The sequence below is a fragment of the Gemmatimonadota bacterium genome, from assembly GCA_030747075.1.
Taxonomy (GTDB): domain Bacteria; phylum ARS69; class ARS69; order ARS69; family ARS69; genus ARS69.
The window spans coordinates 1-12,014 of sequence record JASLLL010000048.1; the positions used below are offsets into that span (position 1 = coordinate 1).

Sequence of the window (12,014 nt, forward strand, 5' to 3'; positions counted from 1 at the left end):
CGAACCCCCAAAAAAAAGGAGCCCCGTCGGAACATCAGCCAAACCGTCCCCCTCGGTTGACCAATCAGAACCGGTTGACAGGGCTCCACACGCATCATCCAAGCAGAATGCGTGCCAGTCGGCACCCCGACCCGTGAATAAGTCATAACCGACGCAACAACAACGGATTGCACCGACACACACCGCGCCCGGGACGAGCTACATCCGATCCGACCGGCCCAGGGATGCGTGACTTTTTCACGGACCCGTGACTTTCTCACGGGTTTCGATCACCCCAGCCCGTGCTTCCGGCAGAGATAGCGAATCTGGTTGTCGTCCAGGCCCAGGGCGCGACCAGCGGAGGATTTGTTCCCCGCCGAAGCCGCGAGCGCATCCACGAGGATTGCCCGCTCAAAGGCGGTGATGCGCTCCTTGAGCGGCAGCCCCTCGCTGGAATCCGCAACGATCCCCTCCCGGGCCGCGTCATTCTCCTCCGGGGGGATCATGAGATCGCCCGGATCAAGGTCCTCCCCGTCCAGAAGCACCAGCGAGCTCTCCAGGACATGCTGGAGCTGGCGAATGTTCCCCGGCCACGAGAACTCCAGAAGGCGCTTCAGCGCGGCGACCGAAAGCCGGGGCGGGCGACGCCCCATCTCCTCGGAGAGCGTGTCGAGGAAGTGCTCGGCAAGGGAGGCGATATCCCCCCGACGATCCCGAAGCGGCGGCAGATCCACGGTGGCCACCTGCAGGCGGAACAGGAGGTCCTGGCGGAAGCTCCCCTCAAGGACCAGGTCCTCCAGACTCCGGTTGGTCGCTGCAATCAGCCGCACATCCGCGCAGATCTCCTCCGAGGAGCCCACCGGGCTGTAGGTTCGGTTGTCGAGAAACAGCAGCAGCTTCGCCTGAGCCGCGGCGTTCAGATTGCCGATCTCGTCGAGAAACAGCGTGCCCCCGTCCGCCTTGCGGATACGCCCCTCCCGGCGGACATCGGCCCCGGTGAACGCGCCACGAACATGCCCGAACATCTCGCTCTCCATCAGCGACTCCGGAATCGCCGCGCCGTCGACCACCACAAAGGGACCGTCGGCGCGGCTCCCTTCCTCGTGAAGAACCCGCGCGATGGACGACTTCCCCACGCCGCTCTCTCCCAGAAGGAGGACGGTCGTGGGAACTCCGGCGAGTTTCTGCAGCCGGGCGAACATCTTCTGTGCAGCGGGACTCTGCCCGATGAGGCTTCCAAAGGAATGGCGACGGCGAACCGTTCTGCGGAGGTCGCGAAGTTCACTCTCCAGCCGCGCCCGTTCCAGCGCACGCACCACGACAATGCGCAGCACATCCGGATCCAGCGGTTTCAGGAGGAAATCGGTGGCCCCCTGCCGGACCATTTCCAGCGCGACATTCCGGTCCCGATCCCCCGTGGCGATCACCACCGGAACCCACGGGCGCCGCGCACGCACCTCTTTCAGCGTCCGCACACCGCCGTCCGCGGTGTCGGGGTCGGGCGGAAGGTGCAGATCGAGAATCACAAGATCCACCGCCTCCCGCTCCACGACATCCAGCGCGCCAGCGCCGTCCTCCGCCTCCAGCACGCGATAATCCGCCTTCAGCAGGTGGTAGAGCAGCCGCCGCTCGGTGGCTTCATCATCCACCAGAAGAATGGTCGCGGGCTCTGCCATGCCGTCAGCCCCTTTCCGCGCCCGGGTCGGACGCGCCCTCGCCCGGCGTCTTCAGGCGCACCGCCATCTCCTCCACCTGGCGAACCAGATCCGCCAGCATGGAGAGGGCTTCGGCCCGAAACTCCGGATCGTCGGGACTCTCGCGCAGGTTGTACAGGAGGAGATTCAGTTGCGAAGCGAGATTGTTCAGGTCGTGGACCGTCCGCCCCCGCTCCGAAGCGGTCGGTTCCTCCGGCCCGGGATGCGCCGTCACGACTCTTCCCCTTCCGCCGGATCATCCCCGCGCGCCAGCGGGAAGTGCAGCTCCACGAGCGTTCCCCTTCCGAGTTCCGAGGTGATCTCGATCGAGCCGTCGTAGTCTTCCATGATCGCGCGGCAGATCGGCAGACCAAGCCCCGCGCCGCCCGTCTTCGTGGAGAAGCTCGGCTCGAAGATGCGCTCCAGATTCGGCGCGGGAATCCCCTGCCCGGTGTCGCCGATTCGGGCGACGGCCCAGTCTCCCTCGACCTTTCCTGCAATCTCCAGCCGCCCCCCGTCGGGCATGGCCTGCACAGCGTTCTCCAGCAGGTTGATGAAGAGGCGCATCACCTCGTCGCGGTCGATGCGCACCGGCATCTCGTCTTTCTGCAGATCCATGCGAAGCTCGATGCCCCGTCCCGCCTCGCCGCAAAGACGCCCCGCGTCTCCCAGCAGGCTGCCCAGGTCCTCTCGCAGGATTCGGCGTCCCGGCATTCGGGCGTAGTCCGAGAACTCCACCGCGATCCTCCGCAGCGCCTCGCACCGGTCGATGATGGTCTCTGCGGACTCCTCCAGTATCCGATCGAACTTCGGGTGCCGGTCCCGCCAGGCCTCGCGCAACTGCTGCGCCGAGAGCTTCATGGGCGTCAGCGGGTTCTTGATCTCGTGGGCCACCTGCCGGGCCATTTCCGCCCAGGCCGTGATCTTCTTCGACCGGATCAGTTCCGTCAGATCCTCAAAGACCACCACCGCGCCCTGCGGGACACCGCTTCGATCGGAGAGCGGCGTTCCCAGCAGTCGGATCGTCCGGTCTTCCCCGCCCGCCACGCCGGGCAGGTCGATTTCGCGGACGATCTCCCCGGCATTCTGTCCGAAGAGAGGGACCGCCTCGGCCAGCACCACTCCCGACTTTCCCGCATCTCCCGGCCGCAAGCCGATCAGATCGCCCGGATCCACGCCCAGAATCCGAGCGGCAGCTTCGTTGACGGTCGCCACCCGGCCCGAGCGGTCGAAGCTCACCACTCCGGACCCCACATGCCGAATGATCGCCTCGATGTACTCCCGGCGTTCTCGATCGCGCGCTTCGGAAGTGGCCAGCCTGCGGCTCATTGCGTTGAACGAATCGATCAGCCGACCGATCTCTCCGCCCGCTCTCGTCGCGATTCGATGCCCCAGTTCCCCGCCACCGACGCGTTCCGCGCCCGCCGTCAGCGCGGCTATCGGACGGGTCAGCCGACCGGCCAGCAGCACGGCCGCGAGGATCGCCGCAGCGAGCACAAAGAGGCAGAGAAAGTAGATGCCGGAAAGCACTCGCGTGGCCCCCGGATCCAGCCCGGCCCCCGGAAAAGGACTGAGCGCGACGATCATCCCTGCCGGCTGGTTGGTCTCATCCGGGAGCGGGCCGCAGCTCTCCAGAAAGGCCCCCGCACCCACACGCCTCTCGACCAGTGTCGTTCGCGCGCCTTCCAGTTCGATCGCGACGAAAGCGGGGGCGTCCACCAGATCGCTCAGGATCTCGGACTGGTAAAGCCCCGGCCGGGATGTCGCCGCCAGACGACCTCCGGCAAAGAAACTGAGCGGCGAACCGACCCGTCGCTCCAACTCCGAAACCAGCGTGTCATCCACACGCCGAAACGCCAGCACGGCCCCGGTTCGTGGCACGCCCGCGGGGTCCGAAGGTGCCAGCGGGATCGAGGCGCACGCAAAGAGCTGTGTGCCCTCCCGGCGAAAATAGCCCGGGTAGGTCGCGCCCGGCGCGCCGCCCACCGGCAGCAGGGGAACCCCGGCTTCTCCGCCGGGACTCAGAGCCACCACGCGTCCGTCGGCATCCACGACCACCAGCGCGTCCGCGGACGCCGGAGAGGGAATCTCCACCGGCTCCGGCCCGCCCCCCGGTTCCTCCACCAGCCGCCGCACCTCCTCGGAGCGCGCGGCATTCCGGGCGGCATCCGAGAGACGCCGAGAGAGAATCTCCCGTGCGACGCGCAAGTTGCCTTCCAGCACGGAGCGAAACTCCTTGCGCCGCTCCTGCACGAACAGCTCCCGCCCCGCGAATCCCAGGAGCACGGTCGGCAGGAGGGACACCAGGAGGAACCCGGCGATCACCCGCTCGCGGAAGCCCGGCCGGGGAATGTCCATCCACGGAATCCGGTTCGGGGCGACCCACGATCCGAGCATCGCCACGAGAACCAGCACCGCCGCCAGCACGAGGGTCGCCAGAACGACCCGCGCGAGAAGATAGGCTCCCGACACCACCCCCGCGCGACGCAACCCGTACGCCAGATACCCCACGGTACGATGGCCATCGTGCTCCCGAACGCAGTAGACATCGTACAGCGCTCCCCCGATCCGGCGCTCCACCCAGCGCCCGCCTGCACCGGGGTCGTTCAGCGCTTCGGCAATCACCGACGGCACACGATTCCCAAGCCCGCCCTCCGGGTCGGTGGACGCCACGAGAACATCGCCCCGGTAGCGATCGATTCGATCGGGCACCTGACGGGCGAAGCGCAGGAAATCCTCTCCGGCCGGAATGCTCCCGAAGACGCGTGCCAGCCGACGCCCGGACTCCTCTTCCGGCCGGAGATCGTCGTGGAACGCCAGCTGCACTTCGACCGAACCGCGAACCGCCTCCCCGTCCAGCACGGGGATCTCTCCGAAATAGAGGTCCACGCGGGCACCCTCGACTTCCGTTCGACGGAATCGACGCCTCTCCTCCCCCCCGGTCATTCCCGAGCCGGTCCCTGCCGCCAGCTCTTCGGGAAAGTCGAGGCGGAACGCGCTGAACGCACTCCCCGATGCATCCCGAATCCGAACGGAGCAGCCCGCGCCCGCCCTCGGAAGAGGACTCCCGGCCCAGAGCATGAAGGCCAGGTTGCCCTCTTCAAACCGGGACTCCCCGTCCAGCGCGTCACGCAGAAGCCCGGACGACGCAAACTGCTCCAGCGCGCCCTCCAGCAGGAAGTGCCTCGTGGGGGACGGGCTCTCGGTGCCCTCCAGCGCGCGAAGTTCCACGAGTTCCCGTCGGCGATGCTCCACGCCTTCGCGAAGTGGAAGGAAGTTCGCCAATGCGGCCAGCACCGAAACCGCCAGGACCGATCCCGTGCCGGGCCGTTTCCAGCGCCTCCCAACCAGATGAAAGGCCGCCAGCACGACCAGCGCCGGAACGGGGCGCGCGAAGTCTCCCGCGGCAACCCGATCCGGAACGCCCATCTTCACCGCCGACGCCAGGAGCGCGGGAACCGCCAGCGCGATGACCCGGATTCGCGGAGGAATGGAGGACAGCAGCCCGGAGGCCGCAGTCAGCAGGATATCGCCCGCCATGAGGAACGCCGCGCCGCCGAGGAGCAGCCCCAGCTCCAGCGCAGCGACCGGAGGGGCGGCGAAAGGATCCAGTCCCTCGAAGAGGGAGGCGTTCGCGTTCCGGGTGATGTCCAGCACGCGAGTCCAGTGAAACCCGACCAGCGACCCCACGAATCCCGCCGCCGCAAGGCCCGGCAGACCGAGGAGGAAGGGGTGCGCGCGGGACGCGGAGGCGAGGCGGTCCTCCCGGGCAAGGAGGCGGCCCCGCACTTCACGCACGCTCAGGAACACGGCGGCCGCCGTGAGCACGAGATCCCCCGGAGAGCGAAGGAGCCCCCAGTAGCGGATGGACGCAAACCACCCGGGGTCGAATATGCCCGTCGGGTCCGCACGAGATGCGGAGGCGGTCCAGGTGAGGAGCGCCACCCGTGTGCCGGCCAGCAACGCCAACCGGGCGGCCATTCCCGGAAGCCCGGAGAACACGGATGTGGGCCTGCCGGGCGTGAAGCAGATCCAAAGGCGCATCGCCGCAAGGAGAAGCAGCGCGCCGAAGACCCAGGTCCGAAGAGAGCGTGCCCCGCCGAAGGTGTCCGCCGCCAGCGCCGCCTTGCGGAGTCCCGCCAGCGTGACGCGCCCGACCGGAGCCCCTCCTTCGCGCACAATGTCCACCACCGCCGACGCCGACTCCTCCCCCACATTCGCCCGGAGCTTGCCAGGCTGAATGTCGCGAATCCGCGCGGCTCCGTCCGCCTCCACAGAGAGCGACACTTCCGCGTGCGTCCCCCCCGGCCCCTCCAGATCACGAAGCGCGTCTTCGGTCCGCAGGTAACGATTGCTCAGCGGGAACAGCACGCGGAGCGGCTTCTGAAAGACGACATAGCCACGCGGGCCGTCCTCTCCCGGAATGGGGCGGATCGCCTCCAGCAGCGTGTAAATGTGTCCCGGGCGAATGCGCACCACGGCGCGGGAAGAGGGCGGGCGGGCGGGAAGCGTGGTCGTCGCCGTGGGAGCCCAGCCCGACCAGGCGCGGGGGTGGCCGGTCGCATCGTAGACGGTCACGCCTTCGCGACCGCGACGCACCGGTAGCTGGCGCTCCAGATCGAGGAACACCGGCCTCCGGGCGGTTCTCTCCAGCTCCTCCCGCGCCGAGAGCAGCGCGTGCGTGTCCGGATCTTCGCCGACATCCCGGATTCGCAGGAGGGCCGCCTCGCCCGCTTCGCGCAAAAGCCCCACGATCCGATCCGCGGACACGGTGAGTTCCGCTTCGGCCCGCTCCTCCCAGGAAGCGCGGAATGCCGCCTCCCGCGTGAAGAGACTCGCCTGCAGGATGACCGCCAGCAGGCCCACGGCCACCAGCGGCAGATCCAGCGGGAACGGGTGGCGGCGGGAACGGGGTTCAGGCGGCGTCATCGGCGGGGGGTACCGGTCAAGGTTCCACGGACCGGATCTCCCCCACGACCCAGGAACCGCCCCCGGGCCGGAGGGAAATGTACACGCGGTCTTCGCGCACCAGGCCGCTGTCCGTCACGATCTCCCGAGCGGCCACGGCGTAAGGAGACCGGCCGTCATCGCCCAGGTTCCAGTACCGCCGGAACTCGAACCGCTCGACCCGGGAGAATCGGAACGCGTCATGCAGCAGGAAGTATGCCTGATCGCGATTGAAGGAACCGCCTCGCCCTCCTCCATGGATGAAGGAGATCGTGACACGGTCTCTCTCGTCCAGAAGCTCAACCAGAGCATCCGCGTCCGCACGCTCCCAGGCCTCTTCCACGGAAGCGAACACGCTCAGCGGCCCGGTCTTCGAAAGGGTGGCCGTGCCCAGGTCTTCCCGGTCGATGCCCGCATCCAGCACGGACTCTCCATCCTGGAAAGAGCCGGGCGCCGCGACACCCGGCAGCAGACACAGAACGGTCGCCAGCAGCGGGATCTTTGTGCGCAGGTTCATGGACCCTCCCGGCCGGATCATAGATCCTGACCGCCGGAGGGTCAACGCGGGGTCCGTCAGGAAGGTCGGCGCGGTCGGCGCTTCTCCCACTCCACCAGAACGGGGGTAGCCACGAAAATGGAGGAGTAGGTTCCGACCACCACCCCCACCGTCAGCGCAAAGGCGAAGTCGCGGAGAACTTCTCCGCCGAAGAGGAACAGCACCAGCGTCACGACGAGGGTCGTTCCTGAAGTGATCACCGTCCGCGAGAGCGACTGGTTCACGCTTCGGTTCAGAATGCCGGAGTAGTCCTTGCGCGAAGGGACACGCAGGTTTTCACGGATGCGGTCAAAGACCACAATGGTGTCGTTCAGCGAGTACCCGACAATCGTCAGGAAGGCCGCCACCACCGCAAGGGAGACTTCACGATCCATGAGACTGAAGACGCCCAGCGTGATCAGGATGTCGTGGACCAGCGCCAGAATGGCCGCAAGAGCAAACCGCAACTCGAACCGCCACGAGACATAGACCAGAATCCCCAGGAGCGCCCAGAGGACAGCCATGAGCGCCGCGTCCCGTAGTTCGCCCCCGATCTTCGGGCCGACGGTCTCTTCCCGCCGCGATTCCAGGTCCGGCCATCGGTCTCGAAGCCCGTCTTTGATTCGGGAGTTCATCTCCGTATCCCCCGTCAGGGGAACGCGAATCAAAGCTTCGTTGTCCGCGCCGAATCGCTGGATCTCCGCACGCGGAAAACCGGCGTCGGAGAGCACCGAGCGGATGTCCTCCACCGCAACGGCATCCTGAAACTGAACCTGAATGAGGGAGCCGCCCGTGAAGTCGATGGAATACCGGGGGCCCTGATGAACCACGAGGGAGCCGATCCCGAGAGCGATGGCCGCCAGGGAGACCAGCGCTGCAGCGGAGCGACGGCCGACGAAATTGAAGTCGGCATCCGTAAGAAAACGCATCGGTTCCTACCCCCGGAAAGCCCGGCTAGATGGAGAGCTTTCGGACGCGTCCGCTGGATGTCATCAGATCCAGAATGGCCCGCGTGACGAAGAGCGCCGTGAACATACTGACGATGATCCCGATAGAGAGCGTGACCGCGAAACCCTTGATCGGACCCGTGCCGAAGCGGAGAAGCACCAGTGCGGTGATCAGCGTGGTCACATTCGCGTCCAGAATGGTGCGGAAAGCCCGGTCGTACCCGCGACCGATGGCGTTGCGAACCGACTGGCCGACGGCCAGTTCCTCGCGGATACGCTCAAAGATGAGCACATTCGCGTCTACGGCTATACCCACCGTAAGCACAAACCCGGCAATCCCCGGCAGGGTGAGTACGGCCTTCAGGTAGATCAGGATGGCCAGAAGGAACACGAGGTTCAGAACCAGCGCAACCACCGCGACAAGCCCCGCCCCCCGGTAGTAAAGCACCATGAACGCCAGCACGATCACAAGTCCGTAGAGCAGCGCCTTGCGTCCCATATCGATGGAGTCCTGTCCCAGCGACGGCCCCACCGCACGCTGCTCCATCACACGAATGGGAACGGGCAACGCGCCCGCACGGAGTACGATTGCCAGATCCGCCGCCTCTTCCGGCGTGAAGCTGCCCGTGATGCTGGCCGTACCGCCACGGATCTTGTCCTGAATCTCCGGAGCGGACTTCACCTTGTTGTCGAGCACGATGGCCATCAGCCGCCCGACATTCTCACCGGTGGTTCGGGAGAAGAGACGCTTCCCCATCCGGTTCAGATCAAAGTTCACCAGGAATCCGCCCGGAACGCTGGAATTCTGGTCGGGCTGCGCTCGGGCGTCCTTCAGAACTTCACCCGTCAACTCCGGGCGCGAATCCAGCATATAGAACCGCCGAAACTCGGTGCCCGTGCCGTCAAGGTAGGGTTCCGCGTTCCAGAGGAACTCCACATCGGACGGGATATGGCCCCGCTCAGCCAACCCCTCCAGATACTCCGTGACGCGGGACACCTCCGACTCCGTCACGGAAGCCACTTCGTTGACGGCAACCTTGCCGGAAATCGAAGAATAGAGCACCCGGGAGGACAGCGGACTTCCACTCTCCGCGAGGGGATCCGCGGAAAGAAGCGCCCCGATCCGGGAGAGCCCGCCCGCGTCGGGGGCGGCTCCCTCACCCTCGGCGCCGGAGGTGTCTGCGGGGGACGGGGCCAACCGCGCCAGTTCCCTGTCCAGATCCTCCAGAACGCGACGAGTCTCCGCGCCGGAGCGAACCATGCGGAACTCCAGCACAGCGGCCTTCCGAATGATCGACTCCGCCCGTTCAAAGTCGTCCACGCCCGCCAGTTCAACGATGATCCGCTTCTCCCCGGCCTTCTGCACGACCGGTTCGCTCACGCCGAACTCGTCAATCCGGTTCCGAATGACCTCCAGGGCGCGATCCATGAGATCTGAAGCCGATCCCTCTTCCACCTTGGAATCGTCGATTTCCAGAACGAGATGCATCCCGCCCTGGAGGTCGAGACCCAGCCGAAGGGATTCGTTCTTCATGCCCTGGAGCTCTTCTTCCGTCATGGAGGCCCGATCCTCGGCAGAGAGGCTCTGGTACTGCCATGTCGGCCACAGGAAGAACACCGCAAGGGCGACCACCCCGAGAATCAATATGACTTTCCAGCGCATGGAGATGTTCATTCCGCCCCGCCTTCAGAGGTGTCCCCGGAGAATCCCGAAGATGGCACAAGGGCGGTGAGACTAGAGGTGAGGCAACGCGGTGTCAAGGGGTCAGGCGATCGCGGGCGCGGGACGGTTTGCCCGGATCAGGGCCACCATCTCGGCGACCGCGGTGTGCAACCCCACCAGGACAGCCCGGGACACGATGGAGTGCCCGATGTTCAGCTCCGTCAGCTCCGGAATCCGCGCAATGTCCTGGGTGTTCCGGTAGTCCAGACCGTGCCCGGCCAGCGGTTCCAGCCCCACGCGACGGGCGTAGACGGCGGCGTCCGCCACACGCATCCGCTCCTGAGCGCGGGTCTCCTCATCCGTGGCGTCCGCGTAGGTGCCGGTATGAAGCTCTACTGCCGCGGCCCCCGTTCGAAGGGCGGCCTTCACCTGCTCCAGATCCGGATCGACAAAGAGGCTCGTTCGAATGCCCCCCGCCGCCAGTTCCGCCACGACCCCGGCAATGGCCTTTGTCGAGGAGACCACATCCAGCCCGCCCTCGGTCGTGAGTTCCTGCCGCCGCTCGGGAACCAGCGTGGCTGTCTCCGGGCGAACGGCGAGCGCAATGGCGACCATTTCGTCGGTCGCGGCCATCTCCAGATTCAGGCGTGTCTGCACGACCTCCCGAAGAAGCCGCACATCCCGATCCTGGATGTGGCGCCGGTCTTCCCGAAGATGGATCGTGATCTGGTCCGCGCCAGCCTCTTCGCACAGAAGCGCCGCCGTCACGGGGTCCGGCTGCCGTCCCTTGCGTGCTTCGCGGAGAGTCGCCACATGATCCACATTGACGCCGAGTCGCACGGGGAAGCCTCCCTGCTCTACCGGGTTCGCGGAGGAGATTGTCTCTTCCGCCCACGCGAAGGATCTTGCCCCAACTCGGACAGGAGTACCAGTTCAACCCGCTCCTCGCGCCACTTCGGAATGGCCTCGCGCACCGCGTTGACGGTTTCGCGACGCACATGGCCGATCCCGACCGCCCGCCCCGTTCGCTGCGCGATGGCGGCCAGGCGCCCCGTGAGAACTCGGGGACCGGGTTCGCCCTCGTCGGTTCCGTCCAGAAACAGATTGTTGTTGATCACAGACAACCCGGTTCGTCGACCGGAAGCCACCGCCACCGAGTACGGGGTCGTTCGGGAGTCGAGAAAGAAGAGCCCCCGGTCCTTGCGCCGAATCTCCCCGAAGAGCACATCCATCAGTTCTGGATCCGCCGTCGCCCGGGAACCCATGTGGTTGGAGACCCCCCGATAGCCGGAGAACGAGCCGAGCTGAACACGAAGTCTGCGGAGGTTCTCCTCGGCGCCGAGACCGGCGAGGATCGCCTCCTCTCCGGGATTGTGACGCACTGCATCGACCGGTTCCATCGGAAGATGCAGCAGGACTTCATGCCCGCGTTCCCGCGCCATCTCGGCGAACTCATCCGAGTGCGGGAGTCCCGGCAGGATCGCGAAAGTCAGTGGAATGCCCAGATCAAGAAGCTCCGCGGGAAGGCCGGTGGTGGTGTATCCCAGGTCGTCGAAGACAATCGCCATCCGCGGGTTGTCATCGGCGGGATCCGGGTCTGCGCGGGGAGTCTCCGCCGAAAGCGTCACCGCGTGCGTCACCTCCTCTCCCACCGACAGGAGAATGCGGAGGTCTTCCGGGGAACCCGGCGAGCCCGTCTCCCGGGCATCATGGATCTGCGCGCCGACACCCTCCACTGCTTGCGTGATGTCCGCGTTCATACGCGCCAGCGTCGTGGACCCGGGAAGCCCCACGCGAATCTCCGCAGTGCCGTCCCCGCCCTCCGCGGCACCCGGGCGGGCATGGTACTCGGTTCGGTCGACGCCGGTGTCCAGGAACACATTCTCCAGCGCGCCGGCGACCGCCTGCGCACGGGTCGGATCCTCGCCACGCCGGGCCTGGAATCGCTCGCTTGCCAGCTTCCCCGCTCGAACGCCCGCCCCCCCGATGGCCGCCAGACAGAAGACGGCCAGCAGCGTCCGCACGCCGGGCGTCAGTCGGGAGATTCGGGAGTTGCCGCGCGCTCGCTTCGCCATGGCTCCGGTCCAGGGAAAGAGGAAGTACGCAGGCTAGCCGGAGGAACGACAGGGCGCCACCACGAAGCGGCATCCCGCAGGAGAATACCACTCCGCCCACAGCCCGGGTTTCTCGCCGCGCTCGTCGCGAAGGCCCATCAGGCAATATCCCGCACGAAGCGACATCCCGCACGA

General features: G+C 66.5%; 8 protein-coding genes. All 8 read right to left on the reverse strand.

What is annotated here, in order from left to right; translation table 11 throughout:
- Positions 1–269: 269 nt before the first annotated feature.
- The 8 genes from QF819_10785 to QF819_10820 all read right to left on the reverse strand — a co-directional run bounded on the left by QF819_10785 (position 270) and on the right by QF819_10820 (position 11,840).
- Entirely contained in the window at positions 270–1,655 is a 1,386-nt protein-coding gene (locus tag QF819_10785; protein MDP6803635.1) for a sigma-54 dependent transcriptional regulator, read from the reverse strand.
- Between the two features lie 4 nt (positions 1,656–1,659).
- Complete coding sequence (locus QF819_10790) at positions 1,660–1,908, reverse strand: hypothetical protein (GenBank protein ID MDP6803636.1); 249 nt, start codon at positions 1,906–1,908, stop codon at positions 1,660–1,662.
- Entirely contained in the window at positions 1,905–6,602 is a 4,698-nt protein-coding gene (locus tag QF819_10795) for an ATP-binding protein (protein MDP6803637.1), read from the reverse strand. Before QF819_10795 ends, QF819_10790 begins: the two co-directional genes overlap by 4 nt.
- Positions 6,603–6,618: 16 nt before the next feature.
- Positions 6,619–7,137, reverse strand: a complete 519-nt coding sequence (locus QF819_10800) for a hypothetical protein (protein ID MDP6803638.1) — start codon at positions 7,135–7,137, stop codon at positions 6,619–6,621.
- 56 nt (positions 7,138–7,193) lie between these two features.
- Positions 7,194–8,084 carry a protein translocase subunit SecF gene (secF, locus tag QF819_10805; GenBank protein MDP6803639.1) on the reverse strand — a complete coding sequence of 297 codons (891 nt, stop codon included), beginning with the start codon at positions 8,082–8,084 and terminating at the stop codon, positions 7,194–7,196.
- A 25-nt stretch (positions 8,085–8,109) separates the two neighbouring features.
- Positions 8,110–9,777 carry a protein translocase subunit SecD gene (gene secD / locus QF819_10810; GenBank protein ID MDP6803640.1) on the reverse strand — a complete coding sequence of 556 codons (1,668 nt, stop codon included), beginning with the start codon at positions 9,775–9,777 and terminating at the stop codon, positions 8,110–8,112.
- A 90-nt stretch (positions 9,778–9,867) separates the two neighbouring features.
- Positions 9,868–10,605, reverse strand: coding sequence for a pyridoxine 5'-phosphate synthase (locus QF819_10815; protein ID MDP6803641.1), 738 nt, complete (start codon positions 10,603–10,605; stop codon positions 9,868–9,870).
- 17 nt (positions 10,606–10,622) lie between these two features.
- Positions 10,623–11,840: a divergent polysaccharide deacetylase family protein gene (locus QF819_10820; protein ID MDP6803642.1), complete on the reverse strand. Its 1,218-nt coding sequence runs from the start codon at positions 11,838–11,840 to the stop codon at positions 10,623–10,625.
- Between the last annotated feature and the right edge of the window lie 174 nt (positions 11,841–12,014).

What these genes read in the sequence shown, in the direction of transcription:
- QF819_10785 (MDP6803635.1), bottom strand. Translation starts at nt 1,655, where the DNA reads ATGGCAGAGCCCGCGACCATTCTTCTGGTGGATGATGAAGCCACCGAG.
- QF819_10795 (MDP6803637.1), bottom strand. Translation starts at nt 6,602, where the DNA reads ATGACGCCGCCTGAACCCCGTTCCCGCCGCCACCCGTTCCCGCTGGAT.
- QF819_10800 (MDP6803638.1), bottom strand. Translation starts at nt 7,137, where the DNA reads ATGAACCTGCGCACAAAGATCCCGCTGCTGGCGACCGTTCTGTGTCTG.
- secF (MDP6803639.1), bottom strand. Translation starts at nt 8,084, where the DNA reads ATGCGTTTTCTTACGGATGCCGACTTCAATTTCGTCGGCCGTCGCTCC.
- secD (MDP6803640.1), bottom strand. Translation starts at nt 9,777, where the DNA reads ATGAACATCTCCATGCGCTGGAAAGTCATATTGATTCTCGGGGTGGTC.
- QF819_10820 (MDP6803642.1), bottom strand. Translation starts at nt 11,840, where the DNA reads ATGGCGAAGCGAGCGCGCGGCAACTCCCGAATCTCCCGACTGACGCCC.